Origin of the sequence: Streptomyces sp. NPDC059582, assembly GCF_042735715.1 — a bacterium.
Taxonomy (GTDB): Bacteria; Actinomycetota; Actinomycetes; order Streptomycetales; family Streptomycetaceae; genus Streptomyces.
In genome coordinates this window covers 107,290-132,590 of record NZ_JBHWCC010000024.1, presented here as the reverse complement: position 1 = coordinate 132,590, position 25,301 = coordinate 107,290, and the positions used below count along the sequence as shown (strand labels likewise).

Below are 25,301 nucleotides of genomic sequence, written 5' to 3'. Positions count from 1 at the left end.
GGGACCAGGAGCCGTACCCGTAGCCACCCCCCGCGCACCGCCCGGGCCCAGGGACCAGGAGCCGTACCCGTAGCCACCCCCCGCGCACCGCCCGGGCCCAGGGACCAGGAGCCGTACCCGTAGCCACCCCACGCGCACCGCCCGGGACCAGGGACCAGGAGCCGTACCCGTAGCCACCCCCCGCGCACCGCCCGGGCCCAGGGACCAGGAGCCGTACCCGTAGCCACCCCCCGCGCACCGCCCGGGCCCAGGGACCAGGAGCCGTACCCGTAGCCACCCCCCGCGCACCGCCCGGTCCCGGGGACCAGGAGCCGTACCCGCGGCTACGCCCCGCGCACCGCCCGGGCCAGCCGTGTCCCCGCCGCCGCCCGCGGTGCGCTGTCCGGTGGACGTCTCCGCGGATGGACGGTGTTGGCCAGCAGGACGAGGAAGGTGTCCGTGGCCGGGTCCAGCACCAGGGAGGTCCCGGTGAAACCGGTGTGGCCCGCCGCTCCCCGGCCCGCCAGCTCTCCCATGAACCACGACTGGTCCAGGGCGAATCCGAGGCCCGGCGGGGTCAGCAGGAGTTCCACGAAGTCCGGGCCGAGGATGCGGGCGGGCCCGTAGGAGCCGCCGCCCAGCAGCGCACGGCAGAACACCGCCAGGTCCCGCCCCGTGGAGAACAGGCCCGCGTGACCGGCCACCCCGCCCAGCGCCCAGGCGTTCTCGTCGTGGACCACGCCCCGCAGCATGCCCCGGTCCGCCTTGGCCCAGGGGCGCCGCTGGTCCTCGGTCGCCGCCGCGCCCGGGCAGGGCCCGAAGTCGGTGGCGGTCATGCCCAGCGGGCGCGTGATGCCCTCGTGGACGAGGACGTCGAGGGTGCGGCCGGTGATCCGTTCCAGGACGTGCTGCAGGAGCAGCAGGTTCAGGTCGGAGTAGCGGTACGCGCCGGGCGGACCCACCGGCGCCTCCGCCCGCAGCAGGGCCAGCCGTTCCTCGTCGTTCGCGCAGTCGTACAACGGGAGTTCGGGGCGCAGACCGGAGGTGTGGGTGAGCAACTGCCGGACGGTGACGTCGTGCGCGGCGGCGGCGCGGAAGTCCGGCAGGTACGCGCCCACACGGGCGTCGACCCCGAGCGTGCCGCGCTCGATCTGCTGCACCGCGGCGACGGAGGTGAACAGCTTGGTGAGCGAGGCCAGGTCGAAGGGGGTGTCGACGGTCATCGGCACCCGGTCCTCGGGCGGCAGTTCCACGCCCGTGTCCGTGCCCGGGTCGTACGACGCGTGACGCACCGCCCAGCCGGCCGCCTCCGCGACGGCGATCACCGGGCCGCGTCCGGCGACCACGACGGTGCCGGCCGCCCAGGGGCGCTCTCCCGTGGTGAGGCCGTGGACCTCACGGACGAGGTCGCGCAGCTCCCCGGCGTCCAGTCCGGCGCGTTCCGGTGTGTCGCTGCGCAGTTTCGGCGCGCTCAGTTCCCCTCCTCCGGGCTCTCGGGCTCCGACCCGCCCGCGGGTGTGTGCCAGGGACGGCACATTCCCACGAAGCAGGCCAGCGCCACCAGTGCGGCCGTCAGTTGGACCAGTGCCATGGGCACGGCGGTGTGCTCCCCGGCCACGCCGACGAGCGGGGAGGCGATCGCCCCGATGAGGAAGGAGGACGTGCCGAGCAGGGCGGACGCGGATCCGGCGGTGTGCCGCACGCGCATCAGGGCGAGGGTCTGGGCGTTGGGCAGCGTGATGCTCATCGCCGACATCAGCACGAACAGCCCGGCGGCCACCGGGGCCAGGCCGACCTCGCCGAGGGCGCCCGTGGACATCAGCAGCAGGGAGGTCGCGGCGAGGATCACGGTCGCCAGGCCGACGGCCAGCACCTTGTCGAGGCGGACCCGGCCGACCAGCACCTTCCCGTTGATCTGGCTGACGACGATCAGACCCACGGAGTTCAGCCCGAACAGCAGGCTGAAGGTCTGTGGGGAGGCGCCGTAGATTTTCTGGATCACGAACGGAGAGGCCGCGATGTAAGCGAACAGCGCGGCGAAGGCGAAGCCGCCCGTGAGGACGTACCCGGTGAAGACGCGGTCGGCGAGCAGCCCGCGCAGGGTGCGCAGCGCCTCGCCGACCCCGCCGCCGTGCCGCTGGGCCGGGGCCAGGGTCTCGGGCAGCTTCGCCCAGACCAGCGCCGCCAGCAGCACGCTCACGACCGTCAGCAGGGCGAAGACGCCCCGCCAGTCCGTCACCCGCAGGATCTGCCCGCCGATCAGCGGCGCGACGATCGGAGCGACCCCGGAGACCAGCATGAGCGTGGAGAAGAAGCGGGCCATGGCCACTCCGTCGTACAGGTCCCGAACGACGGCCCGCGCGATGACGATGCCGGCCGCGCCCGCGAGCCCCTGCGCCAGCCGGAAGGCGATGAGGAACGCCACGTCGGGCGCCAGCGTGCACAGGGCGGTGGCGACGATGTAGACCGCGAGCCCGACCAGCAGCGGACGCCGGCGCCCCCAGCGGTCGCTCATCGGGCCGACGACCAGTTGGCCGAGCGCCATGCCGGCCAGGCAGGCGGTGAGGGTGAGTTGGACGGTCGCGGCGGGTGCGTGCAGGGCCTCGGTGACCTCGGGCAGGGCCGGGAGGTACATGTCCATCGCCAGCGGGGGCGTGGCGGTCAGTCCGCCGAGGACGAGGGTGACGAGGAGGCCGGTGCGGCGCAGGGAACGGCCGTCGGCCACCACGGCCCCGGCGTCGCTGCTCTGTTCAGGCGTCTGTTCCGGCGTCTCCTGCGGCTTCGCTCGCGGCGTCTGCCGCGGCTTCGCCTGCGGCCTCTGCCGTGGCTCCTGTTCCAGGCCCGGTATCGCCGCCCCGCGCTCGGACATGCGCCCCTCCCTCTCCGAGTGATCCGCCACCTATGCTCTCAGCTCGTACAGAGTGCCGATGGCCACATGAGCGAGGGTGGGCGCCGCATGACGGTGACGGAAGACAGTGTGCGCTGGGGGATCCTGGCGACCGGTGGGATCGCGGCGGCGTTCACGGCGGACCTGGTGGATCTGCCGGACGCCCGGGTGGTGGCGGTGGCCTCCCGGACGCGGGCGTCGGCGGAGGCCTTCGCGGAGCGGTTCGGGATTCCCCGGGCGTACGGCGACTGGGAGTCCCTCGCGCGGGACGAGGACATCGATGTCGTGTACGTCGCCACCCCGCACTCGGCGCACCGGGCGGCCGCCGGTCTGTGCCTGGAGGCCGGGCGGAACGTGCTGTGCGAGAAGGCGTTCACGCTGAACGCGCGCGAGGCCCGGGAACTGGTCGCGCTGGCGCGCGAGCGCGGGAGCTTCCTGATGGAGGCGATGTGGATGTACTGCAATCCGCTGGTGCGTCGGCTGAAGGCGCTGGTCGACGACGGCGCGATCGGCGAGGTGCGGACCGTGCAGGCGGACTTCGGGCTGGCGGGCCCCTTCCCGCCGTCGCACCGGCTGCGTGACCCGGCTCAAGGCGGGGGCGCGCTGCTGGATCTCGGCGTGTATCCGGTGTCGTTCGCGCAGCTGCTGCTCGGGGAGCCGTCGGACATCGCGGCGAGAGCGGTGCTGTCGGAGGAGGGTGTCGATCTCCAGACGGGAGCACTGCTCTCCTGGGAGAGTGGCGCTCTTGCTTCGGTGCACTGCTCCGTTGTGGGCGGTACGGGCACCACCGCCTCGGTCACCGGCGCGGCCGGCCGGATCGACATCCCCGGCGGCTTCTTCCACCCGGACCGCTTCGTGCTGCACCGCGACGGCCGCGACCCGGAGGAATTCACGGCCGACCCGGCCGACGGCCCCCGCACCAGCCTCCGGCACGAGGCCAGGGAGGTCATGCGCGCCGTGCGGGCCGGCGAGACCGAGTCCCCGCTCGTCCCGCTCGACGGCACCCTCGCGGTGATGCGCACGCTCGACACGATCCGCGACCGCGTCGGCGTGCGCTATCCCGGCGAGGCCGCCGCGGGATCCGCAGACACCGAGTAGCCCCCGGACGCCGGGGATCCGAGGACGCCACGGCGTCCGGCTCGCGTCGGAATCCGGCTCGCCACGGCCTCCGGGTCGCCTCGGAATCCGGGTCGCCTCGGAATCCGGGTCGCCTCGGGATCCGGGTCGCCTCGGAATCCGGGGACACCCGGGATCCCGAAGACACTTCGGACCCTGGAGACACTTCAGATCCCGGCGACACTTCGGATCCCGGCGACACTTCGGATCCCGGCGACACCACGAGATCCGCAGACGCCACGGATTCCGGGGACGCCGCCCAGGCCCCCAGGCGCCATCGGGCCCGGGCTCAGGCCGGCTTGAGGCCCGGCTCCCCCACCTCTGTCACGAAGGAACAGGCCGTCGTGACCGGCGCCCCGGGCGCCGTCACGTACGGCACGGTCCTGAAGTCGGCGCGGGCCAGCTGCTGCCCCAGCGTGACCCGGGCGTAGCCGCGCCGCCCGTCGTAGAACCTCAGGTGCGGGTTGGCGGTCATGTACGTGGCCCAGTTCCCGGGCCGCCGGGAGCCGTCCCGGCCGCTGGAGATCGACGTGGCCACGATCTCGGTGCCGACGGTGCGGGAGTACGGGTCGTCGAAGTCTTCCTTGATGTCGAAGGCGAAGCCGACGTGCACGTCGCCGGTGAGCACCATCAGGTTCTCGACGCCGGCCTCCTTCGCACCGTCGAGGACGCGGCGGCGGGCGGCCGGGTAGCCGTCCCAGGCGTCCATGGAGACCTCGGCGACCGGGGCGAGGCCCATGTTCCGCCGGGAGAAACAGACCTGCTGCGGTACGACGTTCCACAGCGCCGCCGAGGAGCGCCAGCCGTCGAGGAGCCACCGCTCCTGGGCCGCGCCGGTCATCGTGCGGGCCGGGTCCTCGCTCTGCGGGCCAGGGACGTGCGGGACGTCGCCGTAGGCCTGGTCGGAGCGGTACTGGCGGGTGTCGAGCACGTCGAACTGGGCGAGCCGGCCCCAGTGCAGCCGCCGGTAGAGGCGCATGTCCGGGCCCACGGGCAGCTGCGGCGGGCGCAGTGGCTGGTGCTCCCAGTAGGCCCGGTAGGCGGCGGCACGGCGCAGCAGGAACTCGGGTGCGGAGTCGGTGTTCTCGGGGACGGCGCCCGCGTAGTTGTTCTCGGTCTCGTGGTCGTCGAAGGTGACGACGAAGGGGTGCGCGGCGTGCGCGGCCCGCAGGTCGGGGTCGGTCTTGTAGAGGGCGTAGCGCAGCCGGTAGTCCTCCAGCGACACGGCCTCGTGGTCGAACAGCGCGGGGAGCCTGCGGTCGGTGTAGGCACGGGCGCCGCCGGCCGCGTCCACCGCGTACTCGTAGACGTAGTCGCCGAGATGGAAGACGACGTCGACGTCGTCCTCGGCGAGGTGGCGGTAGGCGGTGAAGTACCCGTCCTGGTAGGCCTGGCAGGCGACGGCGGCGAGGGTGAGCGACGCGACACGGCAGGCCTCGGTGGGCGCGGTGCGGGTGCGGCCAGTCTCGCTGAGCCAGCTGCCGGCGCGGAAGCGGTAGTAGTACACGCGGTCGGCTTCGAGGCCGTCGACCTCGACGTGGACGGTGTGCCGGAACTCGGGGTGCGCGGTGGCGGTGCCCCGTCTGACGACGGTGGCGAACGCCTCGTCGCGGGCGACCTCCCAGCCGACGTCGACGCGTTCGGCGGGCAGTCCGCCGTCGGGCTGGTACGGGGCGGGCGCCAGCCGGGTCCACAGGAGCACCGAGCCGGGCAGCGGGTCGCCCGAGGCGACCCCGAGGGTGAAGGGGTGGGCGTCGATGCGCGCCGCGTCCAGCTCCGCGGCGGCGGCCACTCCGGGTCTGGGGAGGTCGGCGGCGAAGGCGAGCGCCATGGCCGCGCCGGCGGCGCCGAGGAGGCGGCGACGGCCGATGTGGCGGGCGGCGGCCCGGAGTTCGGGCGCGTGCCGCGAAGAGTCCGGATGCGACGGGAACGCTGCGCTTGCCATTCTTTCCTCCCCGGACAGTTGAGGGAGGAGACGGGGGGCCGACCACGCACGACACGCCCCCGCCCGGCACGCACCACCCGGACGGCGGCCCCGCAGGGCGGCCGGATCATCGACAACGGCTCGGTGTCGGCCCGCGCGCCCCGCCCGCACTCGGCCGCCCGCACCGCGGCCAAGCACGCGCTGACGGGCCTGACCAAGTCCCTGTCCCTGGACGGACGGCCGTACGGGATCGCGGTCGGTCAGATCGACATCGGCAACGCGGCCACCGACATGACGGCCCGGATGCAGACGGGCGCGCTCCAAACCGACGGCAGGACCGCCCCTGAGCCGGTGATGGACGTGGCCGACGTGGCGCGCACCGTGCGGCACATGGCCGAGCTGCCACTGGAGACGAACGTCCAGTTCGCGACCGTACTGGCGACGACGATGCCGTACGTGGACCGGGGCTGAGCGCGCCGCGCGCCCGCCCCACGGATCGTCAAGTCGTCAACTTGCACAAACGGAATTTGACCGTCCGTACCATTGCGGCCGGTTACGGGCTTATGCTCGACTCGCCTACACAAGAGCTTCACATTTAGAGCGGTGGGGTTCCGCAGGCCAAACCGAGGGGGGATGCGGCAGCCGTTCCACGGCGTCGGGTGGGGGTGGACCTCGCGTGGGACCGCGGGGTACGCACCGATCCGTGGAACGGCTGCCGTGCAGCTCACCCGGTCGGCCGGCTTCCGGCACGGCCCGCCAGGCGCCTGCGCAGCGCGTACGCACCGCCCGCCAGCAGCGCCGCCGCCACCACGCCCCCTTCCGCCAGCCGCCACGCCGAGGTGCCGCCCGCCGCGGCACCGGGCGGTCCGGCCGCCGCCACCACCGCCTTCCGGGACGGCGCGGCGCTCGCCCCGCCCTCGCTCAGCGGCTCGACCAGCGTGCCCACCGCCCGGGCCGAACCCGCCGTCGAAAAACCCCAGTCGAGCAGCGCGGCCGTCTCCTCGTAGACGGCGTTGTAGCCGCTCGTGGGGTGCATCACGGTGACGATCAGGGTGCGGCCGCCCCGGGTGGCGGCGCCGGTGAAGGTGTTGCCCGCGTTGCTGGTGTAACCGTTCTTCACCCCTATCAGACCCGGGTACGGCTTCACCCCGTACGCGCCCGACAGCAGGCGGTCGGTGTTCTGGATCTGGAACTTCTTCCTGCCGCCCGCCGGGAAGTCGGCCGTCCTCGTCGCGCAGTAGGCACGGAAGTCGGCGTCCTTCAGCCCGTGCCGGCCGAAGAGCGTCAGGTCGTACGCCGACGACAGCTGTCCCTTGTGGTCGAAGCCGTCGGGGCTGACCACGTGGGTGTCCAGGGCCTGGAGGTCCACGGCCCGCGCCTGCATCTCGGCGACCGTCTTCGCCAGGCCGCCGTTCATCCGCGCGAGCACGTGCACCGCGTCGTTGCCCGAGCGCAGGAAGACGCCCTGCCACAACTGTTCGACCGTGTACGTGATCCCCGGCTTGACGCCGACGAGGCTGGAGCCCGCCGGAACGTCGGCCAGGTCCGCGTCGGTGACCCGGTACCGCTCGGTCCGCCCGAACTTCGCCAGGACGGTGTCGGCGAACAGCATCTTCAGCGTGGACGCGGGCGCCAGGCGCTGGTGCGCCCGGTAGGAGGCCAGCACCTCGCCGGACTCGTGGTCGGCGAGCAGCCAGGCGCGGGCGGAGAGCTTGCCCGGCAGCCCGGTGGCACCCTGCACCTGGACCCCGGCCCGGGTCAGCCTCTCTCCACCGATCACGCCGGTCGAACGCGTCGTGCCGGTCTCGTCGGTCGCACGGGTCGCGCCGGTCGCACGGGCCGTGGCGGTCGCGGCCGTCGAGCCGGTCGAGCCGTTTCCGTCCGGCGCGGCGGCGGCGGAGGTGGGCACGGCGGCGGCCAACGGGGCGGCCGCGGTGAGAGCGAGCAGGGAACGCCGGGTCAGCCGGGAGGATTCGCGCACTCCGGGACCGTACAAAGCCGCCCCACGACCGCGCACACCGGGTCCGCGGAAATCCGCGAAGGAAACCCGAACAAGGCCGACGGACGGGCCATTGAACAGGGGTTTCCTGGCAACGACCCCATCACGGCCCGGGAATCGGCTGTCTTACGGAACTCTGATCCCGGGCCGCGCATTCTCAGTCCGCGCACATCCATTCCTCAGGAGGACCCAAAGGTCTCTTCCTGGCTTGTGGCCGCGCCCACAGCGGGCGCCGAGAACCTTCGAGGAACGGGATGTTTGGCATCTATCTCAAGCGCGAACTGAGCCGGCGCAAGAAGGCGGCTCTGGTCATCGCACTGGGTCTGGCGCTCGGAATCGCCCTGGTCAGCACCGTCAACTCGGTGTCCGCAGGCATGACTCAGGCCCAGGACGAGGTCCTGGTCAAGAAGCCCAAGGTGCTGCTCGCCGACGAGCCCACCGGCACCCTCGACGAGGGCACCCGCGACGACATCATGGACCCGCTGGAAGGCCTGTGACACGAGTACGGCCCGACCTTCGTCATGGTCACCCACTACTCGTCCATCAACCGCCGCGCGCCGCGGCCGGCCACCATCAGGTCCGGCCGGATCACACTGACCGAGCAGGGCGGCGGCCGGCCGTACGCGACGCAGGCGCACGGCGGCCGGCCGTACGACGGTCGGAGATACGACGTCCGGGCGCACGACGGTCAGGCGTACTGACCCTCCGGTTCTCCGAAGGGCCCGCTCACCTTCCGAGTATCCGGTCGACGTCGGCCAGTTGCCCGGCGGTGAGCGGCCCCTTCGCGATCGCGCCCGCGTTCTCCTCGGCCTGCGCGACCGACCGGAAGCCGGGGATCGGCACGGTGCGCGGGCTGCGCGCCCAGATCCAGGCCAGGGCGCCCTGGGCGGGCGTACGGCCGCCGCTGGTCAGGACGTCCCGCAGCGCCTCCACCCGGGCGAGCCATTGGGGGTCGGCGCCGGAGCCGTCGCCGAAGCCCGGCAGCCAGGCCGGCGGCCGGCTGCGGATGTCCCCCGCTTCGAGGGCGGGACGGCCCGAGTGCCTGCCGGTGAGCAGCCCCATGGCGAGCGGACTGCGGTTGACGCTCGCCAGGTCCAAGTCCTCGCACAGCGCCAGCATCGCGGGCGCGTCCTGGAACACGTTGAGCGCGTGCTGTACGGCCGTGCAGTGCCGGCCCTCGGCGAAGACCGCGGCCCGCGCCGGGTCGTCGGTGCTCCAGGCGTAGGCCCGTACGAGGCCCTCCCGGACGAACTCCTCGCAGGCGTCGCGCAGTCGGGCCGCCTGCTCGGGGTCGGCGTCCGAGAGGTGCAGCTGGAAGAGGTCGACGTGGTCGGTGCCGAGCCGGGCGAGCGAGGCGGTCAGGGCGCGGCGAGCGTGCTCGGGGGAGGCGTCCTGGCCGTCGGCGGTCCGGGTGCGCTCGTCGAAGAGGTTGCCCCACTTGGTGGCGACGACGACATCGTCCCGCCGCTTGCCCAGCGCCCGGCCGAGCACGCGCTCGCTGTGCCCGGTGCCGTAGGCGTCGGCGGTGTCGAAGAAGGTGACGCCGAGGTCGAGGGCGCGCCGGATCGCCCGTACGGACTCGTCGTCGTCGACCTTCCCCCAGCCCAGGGGTTGTCCGTCGGGGGTCTGCCACTCGCCGCCGATGGCCCAGCAGCCGAAGCCGAGGGCGCTGACCCGGATGCCGCTGCGTCCCAGTGTCCTGTTGGTCTCCATGTCCGACCACGCTAGGAGTTGGAGCGCACTTCAGCGCAAGGGGTCGTGCGAGGGGGAAGGCCCCGAGGGTCGTGCGACGGCGCGGGCGGCGCGGGCGGCGCGGATCGAACGACGGCGGAGGTGCAAGAGGTCGTACGACTCCCGCCCGCGCCCGCGCCCGCCACCTGCGCCTGCTGCCTACGCCTGGCCGGTCTCGAACCGCGAGATCCTGCCGTCGTCCTCGACCGTGAAACTCCACCGGGTGCGCATCTCGCCCCAGGTGTCGTTGCTGTAGTGGGCGACGAGCGCCCGGCCGCCCGCCGACTCCCGGTCGACCTCCAGATGACCGTGGGAGGTGAAGATCTCCTGGTCGATCCAGTCCGCGAGGTCATGGTCGGCGCCGTCGTCCGCCATGGTCGCGTCGGGCGTGAGCAGCGCCATGAAGGCCTCGCGGTCGTGCGCGTTGACGGCGGTGACGAAGGCGCGGACGGCCGGGTCGCTGAGTCTGGCTGTCTGAATCGTCATGCGGGCCACGCTCGCACCGCTCCCGGGCCCCCGCCACCCGAACAGCGTCCAGAGCGGGCCCGCCAGGAGCGGGAGTGCCACGGTGTTCACGTGGAGACCCGCGTGCGGGCCTGTTCCTGCTGACGACTCAGGGGAGTACTCGTGACCTGCTTCGACCGACGAGATCTGGGCCTGCTGCTGCTCCGACTGGGTACCGGCGGGGTGCTGGCCGCACACGGCACACAGAAGCTGTTCGGCTGGTTCGGCGGGTACGGGCTCGAGGGGACCGGCCAGTACATGGAGTCCGTCGGGTACGTGCCGGGAAAGATGAGCGCGGCGGCGTCGGGCCTGGCGGAGACATGCGGCGGGACGCTGCTGGCCCTGGGGCTGGCGACCCCGGCGGCGGGCGCGGCGGCTGCCGGTGCCATGGCCGGGGCGAGCTCGGTGCACGTGCCGAACGGGTTCTTCGCCCAGGGCGGCGGATTCGAGTACCCGGCCACCCTGGGCCTGTGCGCCACCAGCCTCGCGGTCGCCGGGCCGGGCCGGTTCTCCCTGGACCACGCGCTCGGGTACGTCTGCAACCGGGGATGGATGGTCCCGGCGGCACTGGGCGCGTCGGCCGTGGTCACCGGCATGGTGGTGGGCCGCCGCACCAGGCGGCTGCGGGAACAGGCGGGCGGCGAACAGCAGGCGCTCTTCGAGGAGTAGGCCTTTCGCGCCCGGGTCTGGACGCCCAGGTCTCGACGTCCGGGTCTCGGCGTCCCGGTCTCGGCGTCCCGGTCTCGGCGTCCCGGTCTCGACGTCCGGGTCTCGGCGTCCCGGTCTCGGCACCGGCGGCGCATGGCAGGCTGCGTCCATGAGTGATCAGGACTCCCCCGCCGTCGCCGCAGCCGCCCCCGTGGACCTCTGGACCTCAGTCGACGAGTTGTGGGCCTGGCTGGAGGCCGATCAGCCGGTCGACGGCCGTGAAGGCCTCCTGCTGCGCATGCTGAAGCTGTCGGAGGAGGTCGGCGAGGTCGCCCAGGCGGTGATCGGCGCGACCGGCCAGAACCCGCGCAAGGGCGTCACGCACACCTGGGCCGACGTCGAGTCGGAACTGTGCGACGTCGTGATCACCGCCCTGGTGGCACTGCGCACGCTGACCCCCGACGCCCGCGAGGTCTTCGCCGGCCACCTGGCACGCGTCACGGAACGCTCGCTTCCGCGCTGACGGCCCCCGTGTCGGCGGCCTTCCCTGGCAGATCCCCCAAGGCGGCCGTGTCACGCCGAGCGGCCTTCGGCCCTGACCGGCCAAAGCACCGGAAGGCCGGAAGGGGACCGAAAGGAACCGCAAAAGGAACGGCAGACGAGTCGGGCTGTACGCCGGGTTCTGTCGCCCGGTCGCCTCGCGGCGGCCGGGGAGACGGCCATCCATCTAGGGCCGGCGTTGCCGCCGGCCTCGTGCGGTCTACCCGCGGACTCGGGCGGGCAGCCCTCGAACGTCCGCGCAGAAGCACCGGGGTGCTTCCTTTTGACCTTGCTCCGGGTGGGGTTTACCTAGCTGCCCAGGTCGCCCTGGGCACTGGTGGTCTCTTACACCACCGTTTCACCCTTACCGAGGGCCGAAGCCCTCGGCGGTCTGTTTTCTGTGGCACTGTCCCGCGGGTCACCCCGGGTGGCCGTTAGCCATCACCCTGCCCTGTGGAGCCCGGACGTTCCTCGGGAAGCCCCCTAGGGGGACTCCACGCGGCCGTCCGCCCGGCTCGTCTGCCGTGTGGACCATGCTACCGGGCGCGACCGCTTCCTCTCGCCCGCCGGCTTCCGCTCCCCGGCCGTCGCCAGCACCGAGCCCACCAGGATGAGGAGGAAGGCGGCGACGATCCCCGCCGTGAGGCGCTCGTCGAGGAAGAGGGCTCCCACGGCCACCGCGACCGCCGGATTGACGTACGTGATGACGGTCGAGCGGGTCGGGCCGATCTCCTTGATCAGCTCCAGGAAGGCGACGAAGGCGACGGCCGTGCAGACGACGCCCAGGCCCACGAGGGCGGCCAGGACCTCGGCGGACGGGGCCTCGGCGGGCCGGGTGGCGGCCGCGGCGGGGGCGTAGACCAGGGCGGCCAGGGTCAGGCAGGGGGCGATGAGCTGGAGGGTGGGGACGTCCTTCAGGCGGCGGGCGGCTATCAGGGGGGCCGTCGCGTAGCCCACGACCGTCAGCAGCACCTCGGCGAGGGAGAGGGCGTCGCCGCCCGTCAGGTGCGGGACGGTGAGGACGGCCACGCCGGCCAGGCCGAGGGCTAGGCCCGCGATCCGGCGTCTGCCCAGCACCTCCGTGTCGCCGAAGAAGCGGGCCGCGAGGACGCCGACGATCGGGACGCCCGCGATCAGCAGGCCGGCGGTGGAGCTCGACAGGTGCCGCTCGGCGTCCGTCAGCGTGAACCAGGGCCCCATGATCTCGATGCACGCGAAGGCCAGCATGGGCGCCCAGTGCGCCCGGACGGTGCGGATCAGGCCGCCCTGACGGATGGCGAAGGGCAGCAGGAGCAGTGCGCCGAGGGCGCAGCGCACGAACACCACCATGGACGGGGACAGGGTGTCCACCGCCACCTTGATCATCAGGTAGGGGATACCCCAGACCACTCCCATCAGGGAGAACAGGAACCAGCCGCGTGCAGTCATACGGCGAGTGTCGGCCCGGTCAGTGCCCGCTGTCTTGAACGCTGTTGCGGTACGCCGCCGGGGTCACCCCCAGCACCCGGCGGAACCACCGGGTGAGGTGCGCCTGGTCCGCGAAGCCCACGAGCGGGGCGACCTCGGCCGCGCGCAGCCCGGACTCCAGCAGGCCGCGGGCACGGGTCACCCGGTACTGGGCGAGCCAGGCGTAGGGCGGTACGCCCATCGTCGTACGGAAGGCGCGGAGCAACTGGTAGCGGGACAGGCCCAGGTCGGCGGCCAGGTCGGCGAGGGAGGGCGGCGCGAGGAGTTCGTCGGCGAGGCGGTCGCGGACGATGTCGGCGATGTGCCCGGCGCCGGGCACGGTGTCGGCGACCGCGCGGGCCGTGGAGTGGCGCTGTGCCAGGGCCGTGAGCAGCCAGGGCAGCCGGGACTCGGCCTCCAGCGGGTCGGGGCAGGCGCTGAGTTCGGTGTGGGTGCGGCGCAGGGCGGCGGCGAGTTCCGGGTCGTCGACGAGGGGGTCGCGGAAGTGCGGGAGGCCTGGGCCGAGGGTGCCCTCGGTGAGCAGGCCGGGGGCCGCGTACAGCGCGCGGTAGGCGTAGCCGTCGGTGGTGTTGCCCGGGCCGCCGGTGTGCATCTCGCCCGGTGCCAGGACGACGATGGAGCCCGGTCCGGTACGGATGTGGCCGCCGCGGTAGTCGATGATCTCGGAGCCGCCGACGCAGACGCCGACGGTGAACTCCTCGTGCGCGTGCGGGGCGTAGACGTGCTTGTCGAAACGGGCAGTGAGCAGGTCGAGGGGCGGGCCGCAGCGGCCCAGTCGCGCCCGGGTCCACAACGCCTGCTCAGCCATCCGACACCCCCGTGTAGGTCCTGTGGGACGTACAACGCCCGCGGGCCGCGTTTCCATGCCGCCTCGGCGGTGCCGGTCAGGCGGGTGCGAAGCGTACCTTCGCCGTGATCGGGTCGGCCTGGGTGAGCCGGACCCGCAGCCGTTCACCCAGCGGAAGGTGGCCGCCCTCGATCCGGCCGATCACCGCCGGGTCCCTCAACTGGACGGTTCCGACGGTCGGTCGGTGCTGCTCGACGTCCACCACGCAGCCGTCGAAGAGGTCGCCGACGCGGTCCCTGAGCAGTGCGGCCTCGACGATGTCGACTCCGGCGCGCTCCACCGTGGCCGCGCGCCGGCTGCCGTCGCGCATCTCGGCCGGCAGCGCGTCGAGGGCGGCGAGCACCCAGTCGGGCGGGTGCTGGCCCGCGACGGCCGCGAGACAGAGCTCGGCGGCGTAGCGGTCGGCGAGGCGGCGCAGTGGGGCCGTGCAGTGGGCGTAGGGCGCGGCGACCGCCGCGTGGGCGGTGATGTCCGGGAGGAGGCCGTCACGGAAGACCGTGTAACCGGCGCCGCGCAGCAGGGTCGTGCACTCCTGGAGGAAGGCCGCGTGGTGCGGCAGTCGCGGGTCGAGGGAGCGGATGAGCTCCGCGTACGAGACGTGGTGCGGCCAGTCGATGTGCAGGGCGTGCGCGGTACGGCGCAGCCGGCCGACGGCGCCGTCCGGGGCGGCGGGCAGGGTGCGCAGCACGCCCGTGCCGTACGCCAGCATCAGGTCGGCCGCCGCCATGCCGGTGAGCAGGGAGATCTGGGCGTTCCAGACGTCGGCGGGCCGCACCGCGCGGTACGTCAGCTCGTACGCGTCGTCGTGCTCGACGACCTCCTGCTCGGGCACGTGCAGCGAGATCCCGTCGCGCTCGGCCTCCAGCCGCTCGCGCAGCTGTCCGACGGTCTTCAGCAGGGCGAGCGGTTCCTCGGCGGTGCCGTCGTCGATCCGCTTCTGTACGCCCGCGTAGTCGAACTTCGCCCTGCTGCGCACGAGGGCCCGGCGGACGTCGGCGGCGAGCGTACGGCCGTCCGCGTCGAGGTCGATCGTCCACAGGGCGGCCGGGCGCACCTGGTCCGGGAGCAGGCTCGCGGCGCCCTCGCCGAGTGTCGGCGGGTGCAGCGGGACCCGCTCGTCCGGGAAGTACAGGGTGGTAACCCGCCGGTGGGCCTCGGCGTCCAGCGCTCCGCCTGGTGCGACGAAGGCGGCGACGTCGGCGATGGCGTACCGGACGCGGTAGCCGGTGCCCCGCCGGGACAGGTGCAGCGCCTGGTCCAGGTCGGCGGAGGCGGGCGGGTCGACGGTGAAGAAGGGGATGTCGGTGGCGTCGTAGGCCGGCAGTACGGGGGCCGCCGCCGCACGGTCCGCCTCGGCCAGGACCGCGGGCGGAAACCTCTCGGACACGTCGAGCCCGGCGCGCAGCGCGGTGAGGGCGAGCCGCAGCGAGCACTCCGGGGCGCCGGTCACGCTGATGTGGCGGCAGGGCATGCGTCGAGCGTAGGGCGGGGCCGGGCAAGTGGCACGCCGTACGCTGGCTCGGAGCTCTAGAGAAGGAGACCCCCCTGTGCTTGTCCTGCTGCCGCCCTCCGAGGGCAAGGCCTCGTCCGGCCGCGGCGCCCCGCTGAAGCCGGAGTCGCTGTCGCTGCCGGAGCTCACCGCCGCTCGTGAGGCCGTTCTCGGCGAGCTGGTCGAGCTGTGCGCGGGCGACGAGGACAAGGCGCGCGAGGTGCTCGGGCTGAGCGAGGGCCTGCGGGGCGAGGTCGCGAAGAACGTGGAGCTGCGGACGGCGGGCGCGCGGCCGGCCGGGGAGATCTACACGGGTGTCCTCTACGACGCTCTCGGCCTGGACTCCCTCGACGCGGCCGCGAAGCGGCGTGCCGCGCGTTCCCTGCTGGTCTTCTCGGGGCTGTGGGGTGTGGTCCGGGTGACGGACCGGATCCCCTCGTACCGCTGCTCCATGAGCGTGAGACTGCCCGGGCTCGGGGCGCTGGGCGCGCACTGGCGTACGCCGATGGCGGCGGCGCTGCCCGAGGCGGCCGGGGACGGGCTGGTGCTGGACCTGCGGTCGTCGGCGTACTCGGCGGCGTGGAAGCCGACCGGTGAGGTGGCCGGGCGCACGGCGACCGTGCGGGTGCTGCACTCCCAGGTCGTGGACGGGGTGGAGAAGCGCTCGGTGGTCAGCCACTTCAACAAGGCGACCAAGGGGCGGATCGTGCGCGGTCTGCTGGCGGCGGGGATCGCGCCGAAAAACCCGGCCGGGCTGGTGGAGGCGCTGCGGGACCTCGGGTACGTGGTGGAGGCGCAGGCGCCCGCGCGGGCGGGGCGGCCGTGGGCGCTGGACGTGGTGGTGACGGAGATCCATTGAGGACCTCCGCTCAGCGTTGCATCCTGCGCAACGCTCTTTGCGCAGGCTGCATCACACGGGCAGGATGAGGCCATGAGCTCACCCCTGCCCTCCTCTTCGGCTGCCCCGGTGTCCGTACTGGACCTCGCGCCCGTCGTACCGGTCGTCGTGCTCGACGACGCCGGCGACGCCGTACCGCTGGCGCGGGCCCTGGTCGCGGGCGGGCTGCCCGCGATCGAGGTGACGCTGCGGACGCCCGCCGCCCTCGACGCGATCCGGGCGATCGCCGGCGCGGTGCCGGACGCGGTGGTCGGCGCGGGCACGGTGATCACACCGGAGCAGGTGACGGCGAGCACGGCGGCCGGGGCGCGATTCCTGGTGAGCCCGGGGTGGACGGACGTACTGCTGACGGCGATGCGGGCGTCCGGGGTGTCGTTCCTGCCGGGGGTGTCGACCACGTCCGAGGTGGTGGCGCTGCTGGAGCGCGGGGTGCGGGAGATGAAGTTCTTCCCGGCGCAGGCGGCGGGCGGCACGGCCTATCTGAAGTCGCTGGCCGGGCCGTTGCCGCAGGCGCGGTTCTGTCCGACGGGCGGGATCGGGCCGGCGTCCGCGCCGGAGTACCTGGCACTGCCCAACGTCGCCTGTGTGGGCGGAAGTTGGATGATCCCGGCGGACGCGCTCGCGGCGCGGGACTGGGACCGGGTCGAGCGGCTGGCCCGCGAGGCGGCGGCCCTCAGCGCAGGTGGGACGTGTCGTTGAACAGGCGCACGCTGGCGTTGCCGTCGGCGTAGTACGCCACCGCCGAGAGGGAGGCGGCGGAGAGTTCCATACGGAACAGGGCCTCCGGTGGAGCGCCGAGGGCGAGCCGCAGGAACGTCTTGATCGGCGTCACATGGGAGACCAGCAGCACCGTGCGGCCCGCGTACGCCGCGACCAGGCGGTCGCGGGTGGCGGCGATCCGGGTGCCGGTCGCCGCGAAGCTCTCGCCGCCGCCGGTCGGTTCGGCCTCCGGGTCGGCGAGCCAGGCGTTCAGGTCGTCCGGGTAGCGCTCGCGGACCTCGCCGAAGGTGAGCCCTTCCCAGACGCCGAAGTCGGTCTCGCGCAGCCCGTCGTCGACCGTCACCTCCAGGCCCAGCCGGGCGGCGACGGCCCCGGCGGTCTCACGGGTACGGGCGAGGGGGGAAGCGACGATCGCCTCGATCGTGCCGCGCCGGGCCAGCGCCGCGGCGACCCGCTCGGCCTGCTCCCGGCCGACGGCGGAGAGGGACGGGTCGCTGCCACCGCTTCCGGAGAACCGCTTCTGCGGGGTCAGCGGCGTCTCCCCGTGCCGCAACAGCACGAAGGTCGCCGGCGCTCCCATGTCAGCGGGCGCCCACCCGGGCGCGGCCACACCACGAGCGGCCCGGACGTCGGATTCGGCCTTCGCGCCACGACCACGGCGATCGCCCTGCGCGGCGAGGGGGTCCGCGTCGGAGTCGGCGTCGGCTTCGGTGGAAGGGGCGGGTGCGGGTGCGTTCGCCACAGGGGCGTTCGCGGCAGGGGGGTCGGAGTCGGTGGCGCCGTCGGCGGTCCCGCCCGGGCGCGCGCTCGCGGCCCGATCGCCCGCGTCGGCGCTCGCACCGGCACCGGCACTCGTAGCGGCATCAGCATCGGCCCGCGAGCCACGCCCGCCCGTCTCGGCGCTCGCGCCAGGGTCGTCCGTGCGCGTCCCGGCCTCGGCGGCGCGCGGTCCGGGACCGGCCTCGACGGCGGGCGCACCGGCGGCCTCGGCCGCCCGCTCGCGGGTACCGGGTGTGGCCGCACGCCCCCCGTCATCCGTCTCCGCGCCGGCCGAGTCCTCGGCCTGCGGGGCGGCCTCGGTGGACCCGCGGCCCGTCAGCGCCGCCCGGACCCGTGCCGCGCCCGCCGTGGCGTCTCCGGGTGGCCCCTCGGGCTCGGGGGTGGTGGCGCGCGACACGCGGGTGTCCAGTTCCGCCGTGGAGGTCGACGCCGCCCACTGCTCGCCACGCTTGCCGGCGTCCATCGCCTCGTTCGCCAGCCGGTCCGCGTGCTTGTTGCGCTCGCGGGGGATCCACTCGTAGGTGACCTGCCCCGGCGGGAACACCCGCGCCGCCTCCGCCGCGAGCGGTTTCATGCCGGGGTGCTTGATCTTCCAGCGGCCCGACATCTGCTCGACGACGAGCTTGGAGTCCATGCGGACGTGGACCTCGGCGGTCGGGTCGAGGTCGCGGGCGGCGCGCAGGCCAGCCACCAGACCCCGGTACTCGGCGACGTTGTTCGTGGCGACGCCGATGTACTCGGCCCGCTCGGCGAGCGTCTCCCCCGTCGCCGCGTCGATGACCACGGACCCGTAGCCCGCGGGCCCCGGGTTGCCCCGGGAACCGCCGTCGGCCTCGACGATGAACTCCCGCACGCCGAAGGCTCCTTACAGGCCGGAGTCGGACGTACGCACCAGGATGCGGCCGCAGTTCTCACAGCGGACGACCTTGTCGGGCGCCGCCGCGCGGACCTCGTTGAAGTCGGTGATCGCGAGCTCCTGGCGGCAGCCCTGGCAGGTGCGCTGGTACAGCTTGGCCGCGCCGACACCGCCCTGCTGCTGACGCAGCTTGTCGTAGAGCTTGAGCAGGTCGGCCGGCACGACACCGGCGATGACCTCACGCTCCTTGGTCACCGTGGCGACCTCGCCGTCGATCTCCTCGAAGGCCGCCTCCCGGCGGGCCGTGGCGTCGTCGATCTTCGACTGGACGGAGCCGGTCCGCTCGGTCAGCTCGCCCACCCGCTCCTGGGCGCTCTCACGGCGCTCCATGACCTCCAGGACGACGTCCTCGAGGTCGCCCTGCCGCTTAGCGAGGGAGACGATCTCCTTCTGGAGGTTCTCCAGGTCCTTGGGGGAGGTGACGGCGCCCGAGTCCAGGCGCTGCTGGTCCCGGACGGCGCGCTGGCGGACCTGGTCCACGTCCTGCTCGGCCTTGGTCTGCTCGCGGGCGCAGTCGCTCTCCTCGGTCTGCGCGGCCACCAGCAGGTCGCGCAGCTGCGTGAGGTCCTTGGTCAGCGAGTCGATCTCGGCGTGCTCGGGCAGCGACCTCCGCCGGTGCGCGAGCTGCTGGAGGCGTACGTCGAGGGCCTGGACGTCGAGAAGTCGGATCTGGTCGGCGGGCGCGGCGTTCAGTTGGGGGCTCCAGGGGTTTTCGTCGTGGTGGACGCCGCGTGGGCCGTCCAGGGGTCGGTGACCGTGGTCGAGACGTGGACGCGCAGGTCCCATCCGTACCGGTCGGAGATCTCGTCGAGCTGGGCGGCTGCCAGCTCGCACCAGGGCCACTCGGTGGCCCAGTGCGCCGCGTCGAGCAGCGCGAGAGGACTGTGGGTGCCGGCCGCCATGAACTCGCCCGCCGGGTGGTGGCGCAGGTCCGCGGTGAGGAAGGCGTCGACGCCGGCCGCGCGCACCTGGTCGAAGAGGCTGTCGCCGGAACCGCCGCTGACGGCGACCGTGCGCAGCACCGCCTCGGCGTCACCGGCGACCCGGATGCCCTGCGCGGTCGCGGGCAGCCGCTCGGCGGCGCGGGCGGCGAAGTCGCGGAGCGTCACCGGGTGGTCCAGTTCGCAGACACGGCCCAGGCCGCGGCGGCCCTCGGGGTCGGTGGGGTCCGGTACGAGCGGACGGACCACCCGCAGGTCGAGCGCTCCGGCGAGGGCGTCGCTGACTCCCGGGTCGGCCGTGTCGGCGTTGGTGTGGGCGACGTGCAGCGCGATGTCGTTCTTGATCAGGGTGTGCACCACGCGGCCCTTGAAGGTGGAGGCCGCGACCGTCGTCGTACCGCGCAGGTAGAGCGGATGGTGGGTGACCAGCAGATCGGCGCCCAGCTTCACCGCCTCGTCGACGATCTCGCGAACCGGGTCGACGGCGAACAGGACCCGGGAGACCTCCTGGTCGGGGTCGCCCACCACGGTGCCGACCGCGTCCCAGGACTCGGCCCGCTCGGCGGGCCACAGGTTCTCCAGCGCGGCGATGACTTCAGACAGACGGGGCACGGGGGCAAGGCTACCTGGCTGTTCTGTCCGGCAGTACCGGCTCCGCCCGCACCGGCCGGGACCGTCACCACTCAGCACACCGGCCTCGCCCCGCTCAGGCGAATCGCTTCTGCACCATCCTTATGTGTGAAGCGACCGCTCGGCGGTCCCACGTCCGTGCGTACGAAAACTAGCTTCGTCGCCGGAGGTGAGCGAACGATGACGGCCTGTGCGATCGAACCTTCGGCGACCGGCGAGGACGACGGTGCGCCGCGGGCGGGCTGCGCCATCACGGCGGACGGCTCCTACGCCGCCCGCCTCGCGCGCGACGGCGACGGTGACTCCTGGTTCCCGGAGCGCTGGACGCTCGACGGCCACGAGCCGTACGCCGTGCCGCTGCCCGGCCACCAGCCGGAGGAGCCCGGCACCGAGGTGCAGCCGATGGGGGACGGACGGGTCCTCATCCACCGGCTGGTCGACGGGCGGCATGTCTTCTCGCTCCTCTACCCCACCGGCCCGGGCACCGGCGAGCTGCCCCTGGGCGCCGTCGAGTGCCCGGACGAGGGCAGCCGGCTGTGGCTGCTGCCCCCGGCCCCGGGCGGCGAGCGGGCCTACGCCCTCGCCGTGGGCCGGCGCTCCACGGCGGTGTGGCTGGTGGCGGGCGGTGCCTTCGGGCCCGAGCACCTCGCCGAGCTCCCCGGGCGCTGCTCGGGCGGGGTGTGGCTGGACCGTGCCGGGCGGATGCTGGCCCTGGACCGGGAGCTGGGGGGCCGGACCAAGGCGGTCGTGGTGGATCTGGAGCGCGGGGGCGAGGTGTCGCCGCTGCTGCAGATCGCGGCGGACAGCGACGACCGGGTCCTGCTCGCCGACCCCGACAGCGGGCTGCTGCTGATCCGCTCGGACGCGCCCTCGCCGGGCGAGTACCGGCTCGGCTGGGGCGTCCTGGGCAGCACGCTGCCGGTGCGCTTCCCGGAGTGCCTGCGGGTTCCGGAGTGCGGGGTGACACCGTTCGCGATCCAGCCGGGGCAGGTGCTGATGCCGGAGGGCTGCGCGGTGGCGCTGCGCGTCGACGGGCCGGCCGGCACCTGGGTCGGCGTGTGGCGGCCGGCCGAGCGGCAGGTGCACCATCTTCCGGCGCCCGAGGGGTGGCTGGCAGGGTCCGGGCTGTGGACGCCGGACGGGGTGCTGCGGCTGCCGTACGCCACGGAGGCGGCGCCGTGCGCAGTGGCGGAGGTGGCGGCGCCCGCGGCACCGGCGAGGGTGTGGGCGGAGCCGGAGCAACCCGCGGAACCGGAAGCTCCGCAGCCGGTCACTCCCCGTCCCGTGCCCTTGCAGCAGGCGCCGCTGGGACGTCTTGTAACGAAGTAGTGCCGGTTGGCGTGGCCGCCTGGATTCGGCCCGAGGCGGGTTGGTTAGACTCGCCCGGCTGTAAGAAGGATCATGTTGACGGGGTGAAGTTTCCGATGAACGACGCAAGGACGACGCAGCCGCAGCCCTCCGGCACCTGGGAGGACTCCGGCCACGGCAAGCATCGCGGTCAGAACTCGGCGCAGGACGGCGAGACGGCCCCTCACGGCCGTCACCGCAGGCCGGCCGAGGAAGCCGAAGCGTCGGTCTGACCGACCGTACGCCGGGAGGGGCCCGCACGTCAGCTGATGTGCGGGCCCTTTCCGCTTCCTTGACGCCCCTCGGCCACAGGCCCGCCGCCTCGACGCCCGCCCCTCGGCCACAGGCCCGCTTTCCTGACGGCCTCGTCCTCGGAGCCGGATTCCCGGGTTTCCTCAGCGGCGCCTCAGTCCCAGCACCTCCGCCGCCGCGAACGTCTCCCCCTGCGGACGGTCCGCGTAGTGCGGGGTGAGCAGGGCGTCCAGCTCGTCGTAGCTGAACGTGTCCTGCTTGCTGTCGAACTGCGCCTGCACACGCGGCCGTTCGACGATCGCCACCATGCCTCCGTGGACCACGAGCAACTGCCCGTTGATCCGTGCGGCGGCGGGTGAGGCGAGATAGCCGACAAGCGGGGCGACGTGCTCGGGGGCGAGCGGATCGAGGCCCTCGGCCGGGGGCTCGAACCCGGCTCCCGCGAAGACGTCCTCGGTCATCCGGGTGCGGGCGCGCGGGCAGATGGCGTTCGCCGTGACGCCGTACTTCGCCAGGGCGAGGGCCGTGGAGGTGGTCAGACCGACGATTCCGCCCTTCGCCGCCGCGTAGTTGGGCTGTCCGGCCGAGCCGGCCAGGAACGCCTCCGACGAGGTGTTCACGATCCGCCCGTACACCGGCCCGCCCGCCGCCTTCGACCGCTCCCGCCAGTGCGCGGCCGCGAAGCGGGTGGTGTTGAAGTGGCCTTTGAGGTGGACCCGCATCACGGAGTCCCACTCCCCCTCGGACATCGAGAAGACCATGCGGTCCCGCAGGATGCCCGCGTTGTTGACCAGGATGTCCAGCGCGCCGAACTCCGCGACCGCCAGCTCCACCAGGTCACGGGCCTGTCCGAAGTCGGCGACGTCCCCGGTGTGGGCGAGGGCGCGGCCGCCGGCCGCCCGGATCTGGGCGGCGACCTCCTCGGCGGGCCCGGCGGACGCCGTGCCCGAGCCGTCGCGGCCCGGCTGTCCGTAGTCGTTGACGACCACGGCCGCGCCGAGCCGGGCGAGTTCGAGCGCCTCGACCCGGCCGAGCCCGCGGCCCGCGCCGGTGACGACCGCGGACCGACCTTCGAGTGGCAGTGCCATCAAGTCCCCTTCCCCAGGTACCCCGCCACGCCGGTGGGTTCAGATCTCGATGCACGTACGCAGGGCCGTGCCCGTGCGCATCTGGTCCAGGGCCTCGTTGATGTCGGCCAGCGGCACCCGGTGGGTGATCAGGCCCGCCAGGTCGATCCGGCCGGCCCGCCACAGGGCGATGGTCCGTTCGTAGGAGCGCAGGACGTCACCGCCGCCGTACATCGAGGGCAGGATGCGCTTCTCGTCGAAGAACAGCTCGAACATGTTGAGCTGGAGGTGGTCGTCCATGGCTCCGGCGCCGACGACGACGAGCGTGCCGCCGCGCCGGGTGTTGTCGTACGCCGTGCGGGCGGTGGCGGACCTGCCGACGACCTCGAAGACGTAGTCGAAGCCCTCTCCGACGGTGACCTGCTGCTTGGCGTCGGGCAGTTCGTCCGGCGAGACGGCCTTCGTGGCGCCGAACCGCAGGGCGGCCTCCCGCCGGGCGGCGACCGGGTCGACGGCGACGATCTCGGCGGCGCCCTTGAGCCGCGCCCCCTGGATCGCGGAGATGCCCACTCCCCCGCACCCGATCACGGCGACCGACGAACCGGCCGTCACGTCCGCGGTGTTGAGGGCGGCGCCGAGCCCGGTGGTGACCCCGCAGCCGATGAGGGCGGCGATGTCGAAGGGCACGTCGTCGGGGATCGGGACCGCGCATCCGGCGTCGACGACGACCTCCTCGGTGAAGGTGCCGGTGCCGGCGAAGCCGAAGACGTCGCCGCCGGCCCGCCGGAAGTTGGGGATGCCCGCGTTCATGAACCCGGCCAGGCACAGTTCGGTCTGCCCGCGCTTGCAGGCCGGACACGCGCCGCAGGCCGGCAGCCAGCAGACCACGACCCGGTCCCCGGCCTTCACATGGCGCACGCCCTCGCCCACTTCGAGGATCTCGCCCGCGCCCTCGTGCCCCGGCACGAACGGCGCGGGCTGCGGCAGCACCCCGCTCATCGCGGACAGGTCCGAGTGGCACAGGCCCGTGGCCCGCACCCGGATCCTCACCCTGCCGGGGCCGAAGCCCACCGCCTCGACGTCGTCGAGGACCTCCAGCTTGTCCTGGCCGATCTCGTGCAGTACGGCTGCGCGCATGGTGCGGCTCCCCTCGGCGGGCGGGTTCAGGAATGACAGTGGGCGGGCTGAGAAGTGCTGGCGGACGGAGCGGGCTCAGGTGGTGGGGGAATCAGGTTCAGGTGTGCCGTACGACGGTGTCGGCGAGGACGGGTGCCTCGTTCCGCTCGACGGCGCTCACGGCGACGCGGATCTCCCCGTCCCCGTGCCGCCACATCCGGATGCGCAGGGTCTCGCCCGGGTACACGACCCCGGCGAAGCGGGTGACATAGCCGCGTACCCGGGTCACGTCGCCGTCGAGCCGGGTGTCGACGACCGCCTTCAGCGTCATGCCGTAGGTGCACAGGCCGTGCAGGATGGGCCGTTCGAAGCCGGCCACCTTGGCGAACTCGGGGTCGGCGTGCAGCGGGTTCCAGTCGCCGGAGAGGCGGTAGAGGAGGGCCTGGTCCTCGCGGACGGTTCGTTCGACGACCCGGTCCGGCGGGCCGACCGGGGGTTCGAGGCGCGTGGACGGGCCGCGGTCGCCGCCCCAGCCGCCCTCGCCGCGTACGAAGATCTGCGCGTCGTTGGTCCACAGCGGGCCGTCGGCGTCGGCGGCCTCGGTACGCATGACCAGGACGGCTGCCTTGCCCTTGTCGTACACGGCGGCGATCCGGCCGGTGGTGGTCGCGGTGCCCTGTGCGGGCAGCGGGCGGTGGACGGTCAGCGACTGGCCGCCGTGCAGCACGCGGGCCAGGTCGACCTCGATGCCGGGCAGGGACAGTCCGCTGATCACGCCGGGCTTGCCGCCACCGGCGACGGTGGCGAAGCTGGGCAGGACGTGCAGCCGGGACTCCAGGGTGTAGCGCAGCTCGTCCGGGTCGGTGGCGGGGGTTCCGGCGCCGATACCGAGGTGGTAGAGCTGGATGTCCTTGCTGTCCCAGGTGATCTCGCCGGAGCGGGGGGCGGCGGCGACTGCCTTGGCTGCGTCGATGGGCATGGGACTCCTGAGGGTGACGGCGGCTGACGCTGGTGGCGGTTGAGGCTGGGTGGTTGACGCTTGGGGACGGCTGACACTGGGTCGCGATTGACGCTGGGACGGCTGACGCTGGAAAACGGCTGACGCTGGGGACGGCTGACGCTGGAGAACGGCTGACGCTGGAGGACGGCTGACGCTGGAGGACGGCTGACGCTGGTGACGGGCCGGGCCCCGGCGGGAACAGCCCTGGTGGGACGGCCCCGGTGGGACCCCCGGGACCTTGTACGGCCCCGTGCGGACCCCGGTGCGGACTCCGTGGGACCCCGGCAAGACCCCGGCACGGCCGTCCGCACCGTCGGCCGCACCGAGGTCGTCACGGGGCCGCGGAACCCGCCGGTTCTAGAACGCGTTCCAGTACGGCGTCCCCCTGTATAGCCCAGGCCCCAGCACTTGTGAAGACTCCTGACACTGCGTCAGTTCCCGTCCCGGAAGCGGCCGTCGCAGGCCGTGACATTTGTCCTGCCCGAGTCCGTACAACCGCATCT

Annotated in this window: 22 protein-coding genes, 1 other RNA gene and 3 pseudogenes; 10 read left to right on the top strand and 16 right to left on the bottom strand. The window is 73.4% G+C overall.

Annotated features, from left to right (window positions below):
• Window positions 1–323 precede the first annotated feature (323 nt).
• Together ACFV0T_RS21630 and ACFV0T_RS21625 are read right to left on the bottom strand one after the other, a co-directional pair.
• The gene (locus tag ACFV0T_RS21630) at window positions 324–1,514 is read right to left on the bottom strand and encodes a serine hydrolase domain-containing protein (protein WP_385781397.1); all 1,191 of its coding nucleotides are present in this window, start codon (window positions 1,512–1,514) and stop codon (window positions 324–326) included.
• A complete protein-coding gene (locus tag ACFV0T_RS21625) occupies window positions 1,451–2,848 on the bottom strand; it encodes a multidrug effflux MFS transporter (protein ID WP_385781395.1) in 1,398 nt (465 codons plus the stop codon). The genes ACFV0T_RS21630 and ACFV0T_RS21625 overlap by 64 nt, the downstream gene beginning before the upstream one ends.
• A gap of 87 nt (window positions 2,849–2,935) precedes the next feature.
• Here ACFV0T_RS21625 and ACFV0T_RS21620 point away from each other — a divergent pair, with 87 nt between their 5' ends.
• On the top strand, window positions 2,936–3,964 hold the full coding sequence (locus ACFV0T_RS21620; RefSeq protein ID WP_385781392.1) for a Gfo/Idh/MocA family protein: 1,029 nt from the start codon (window positions 2,936–2,938) through the stop codon (window positions 3,962–3,964).
• A gap of 307 nt (window positions 3,965–4,271) precedes the next feature.
• On the opposite strand, the gene ACFV0T_RS21615 is transcribed toward ACFV0T_RS21620, so the two are convergent.
• Window positions 4,272–5,927 carry an alkaline phosphatase D family protein gene (locus tag ACFV0T_RS21615; protein ID WP_385781389.1) on the bottom strand — a complete coding sequence of 552 codons (1,656 nt, stop codon included), beginning with the start codon at window positions 5,925–5,927 and terminating at the stop codon, window positions 4,272–4,274.
• A gap of 90 nt (window positions 5,928–6,017) precedes the next feature.
• On the opposite strand from ACFV0T_RS21615, the pseudogene ACFV0T_RS21610 reads away from it, so the two are divergent.
• A pseudogene (locus ACFV0T_RS21610) lies at window positions 6,018–6,377 on the top strand (SDR family oxidoreductase); the annotation flags it as partial.
• A gap of 253 nt (window positions 6,378–6,630) precedes the next feature.
• On the opposite strand, the gene ACFV0T_RS21605 reads toward ACFV0T_RS21610, so the two are convergent.
• A complete protein-coding gene (locus ACFV0T_RS21605; RefSeq protein ID WP_385781387.1) occupies window positions 6,631–7,887 on the bottom strand; it encodes a D-alanyl-D-alanine carboxypeptidase family protein in 1,257 nt (418 codons plus the stop codon).
• Between the two features lie 272 nt (window positions 7,888–8,159).
• Here ACFV0T_RS21605 and ACFV0T_RS21600 point away from each other — a divergent pair.
• Together ACFV0T_RS21600 and ACFV0T_RS21595 are read left to right on the top strand one after the other, a co-directional pair.
• Window positions 8,160–8,306 (top strand): annotated as a pseudogene (locus tag ACFV0T_RS21600) (ABC transporter permease); the annotation flags it as partial.
• A 120-nt stretch (window positions 8,307–8,426) separates the two neighbouring features.
• Window positions 8,427–8,606, top strand: coding sequence for a hypothetical protein (locus ACFV0T_RS21595; protein WP_385781384.1), 180 nt, complete (start codon window positions 8,427–8,429; stop codon window positions 8,604–8,606).
• Window positions 8,607–8,631: 25 nt separating this feature from the next.
• Here the strand turns inward: ACFV0T_RS21595 and ACFV0T_RS21590 are convergent, their stop codons facing one another.
• Together ACFV0T_RS21590 and ACFV0T_RS21585 are read right to left on the bottom strand one after the other, a co-directional pair.
• Window positions 8,632–9,618: an aldo/keto reductase gene (locus ACFV0T_RS21590; RefSeq protein WP_385781382.1), complete on the bottom strand. Its 987-nt coding sequence runs from the start codon at window positions 9,616–9,618 to the stop codon at window positions 8,632–8,634.
• A 177-nt stretch (window positions 9,619–9,795) separates the two neighbouring features.
• Complete coding sequence (locus tag ACFV0T_RS21585) at window positions 9,796–10,122, bottom strand: nuclear transport factor 2 family protein (protein ID WP_385781379.1); 327 nt, start codon at window positions 10,120–10,122, stop codon at window positions 9,796–9,798.
• Window positions 10,123–10,263: 141 nt separating this feature from the next.
• On the opposite strand from ACFV0T_RS21585, the gene ACFV0T_RS21580 reads away from it, so the two are divergent.
• Both ACFV0T_RS21580 and ACFV0T_RS21575 read left to right on the top strand, forming a co-directional pair.
• Complete coding sequence (locus tag ACFV0T_RS21580) at window positions 10,264–10,809, top strand: DoxX family protein (protein ID WP_385781376.1); 546 nt, start codon at window positions 10,264–10,266, stop codon at window positions 10,807–10,809.
• A 148-nt stretch (window positions 10,810–10,957) separates the two neighbouring features.
• Entirely contained in the window at window positions 10,958–11,311 is a 354-nt protein-coding gene (locus ACFV0T_RS21575) for a MazG-like family protein (protein WP_385781373.1), read from the top strand.
• Window positions 11,312–11,443: 132 nt separating this feature from the next.
• Here the strand turns inward: ACFV0T_RS21575 and rnpB are convergent.
• The 4 genes and pseudogenes from rnpB to ACFV0T_RS21555 all read right to left on the bottom strand — a co-directional run bounded on the left by rnpB (window position 11,444) and on the right by ACFV0T_RS21555 (window position 15,113).
• An RNA gene (rnpB, locus tag ACFV0T_RS21570) (RNase P RNA component class A) lies at window positions 11,444–11,846 on the bottom strand.
• Between the two features lie 130 nt (window positions 11,847–11,976).
• Window positions 11,977–12,693: pseudogene (locus ACFV0T_RS21565) on the bottom strand (DMT family transporter); the annotation flags it as partial.
• 82 nt (window positions 12,694–12,775) lie between these two features.
• Window positions 12,776–13,603 (bottom strand): helix-turn-helix domain-containing protein, encoded by an 828-nt coding sequence (locus ACFV0T_RS21560; protein ID WP_385781370.1) that lies wholly within the window; start codon window positions 13,601–13,603, stop codon window positions 12,776–12,778.
• A 76-nt stretch (window positions 13,604–13,679) separates the two neighbouring features.
• Window positions 13,680–15,113 (bottom strand): RNB domain-containing ribonuclease, encoded by a 1,434-nt coding sequence (locus tag ACFV0T_RS21555; RefSeq protein WP_385781367.1) that lies wholly within the window; start codon window positions 15,111–15,113, stop codon window positions 13,680–13,682.
• A 76-nt stretch (window positions 15,114–15,189) separates the two neighbouring features.
• On the opposite strand from ACFV0T_RS21555, the gene yaaA reads away from it, so the two are divergent.
• Window positions 15,190–15,990, top strand: a complete 801-nt coding sequence (yaaA, locus tag ACFV0T_RS21550; protein WP_385781364.1) for a peroxide stress protein YaaA — start codon at window positions 15,190–15,192, stop codon at window positions 15,988–15,990.
• A gap of 72 nt (window positions 15,991–16,062) precedes the next feature.
• Window positions 16,063–16,728, top strand: coding sequence for a bifunctional 4-hydroxy-2-oxoglutarate aldolase/2-dehydro-3-deoxy-phosphogluconate aldolase (eda, locus tag ACFV0T_RS21545; RefSeq protein WP_385781361.1), 666 nt, complete (start codon window positions 16,063–16,065; stop codon window positions 16,726–16,728).
• On the opposite strand, the gene ACFV0T_RS21540 is transcribed toward eda, so the two are convergent.
• The 3 genes from ACFV0T_RS21540 to ACFV0T_RS21530 are packed head-to-tail and all read right to left on the bottom strand — an operon-like array spanning window position 16,703 to window position 19,998.
• A complete protein-coding gene (locus tag ACFV0T_RS21540) occupies window positions 16,703–18,382 on the bottom strand; it encodes a bifunctional RNase H/acid phosphatase (protein WP_385781358.1) in 1,680 nt (559 codons plus the stop codon). The genes eda and ACFV0T_RS21540 overlap by 26 nt on opposite strands.
• A gap of 12 nt (window positions 18,383–18,394) precedes the next feature.
• Complete coding sequence (locus tag ACFV0T_RS21535) at window positions 18,395–19,138, bottom strand: zinc ribbon domain-containing protein (protein ID WP_385781415.1); 744 nt, start codon at window positions 19,136–19,138, stop codon at window positions 18,395–18,397.
• A complete protein-coding gene (locus tag ACFV0T_RS21530) occupies window positions 19,135–19,998 on the bottom strand; it encodes a Nif3-like dinuclear metal center hexameric protein (RefSeq protein WP_385781355.1) in 864 nt (287 codons plus the stop codon). The genes ACFV0T_RS21535 and ACFV0T_RS21530 overlap by 4 nt, the downstream gene beginning before the upstream one ends.
• A gap of 198 nt (window positions 19,999–20,196) precedes the next feature.
• Here ACFV0T_RS21530 and ACFV0T_RS21525 point away from each other — a divergent pair, with 198 nt between their 5' ends.
• Window positions 20,197–21,345, top strand: a complete 1,149-nt coding sequence (locus tag ACFV0T_RS21525; protein ID WP_385781352.1) for a hypothetical protein — start codon at window positions 20,197–20,199, stop codon at window positions 21,343–21,345.
• A 95-nt stretch (window positions 21,346–21,440) separates the two neighbouring features.
• Window positions 21,441–21,596 carry a hypothetical protein gene (locus ACFV0T_RS21520; protein ID WP_385781350.1) on the top strand — a complete coding sequence of 52 codons (156 nt, stop codon included), beginning with the start codon at window positions 21,441–21,443 and terminating at the stop codon, window positions 21,594–21,596.
• A 162-nt stretch (window positions 21,597–21,758) separates the two neighbouring features.
• Here the strand turns inward: ACFV0T_RS21520 and ACFV0T_RS21515 are convergent, their stop codons facing one another.
• The 3 genes from ACFV0T_RS21515 to ACFV0T_RS21505 form a co-directional block, all read right to left on the bottom strand.
• Window positions 21,759–22,703: a 3-oxoacyl-ACP reductase gene (locus ACFV0T_RS21515; RefSeq protein ID WP_385781347.1), complete on the bottom strand. Its 945-nt coding sequence runs from the start codon at window positions 22,701–22,703 to the stop codon at window positions 21,759–21,761.
• 39 nt (window positions 22,704–22,742) lie between these two features.
• Window positions 22,743–23,819: a Zn-dependent alcohol dehydrogenase gene (locus tag ACFV0T_RS21510; protein WP_385781345.1), complete on the bottom strand. Its 1,077-nt coding sequence runs from the start codon at window positions 23,817–23,819 to the stop codon at window positions 22,743–22,745.
• 97 nt (window positions 23,820–23,916) lie between these two features.
• Window positions 23,917–24,777 (bottom strand): MaoC/PaaZ C-terminal domain-containing protein, encoded by an 861-nt coding sequence (locus tag ACFV0T_RS21505; protein WP_385781342.1) that lies wholly within the window; start codon window positions 24,775–24,777, stop codon window positions 23,917–23,919.
• Window positions 24,778–25,301: the final 524 nt, after the last annotated feature.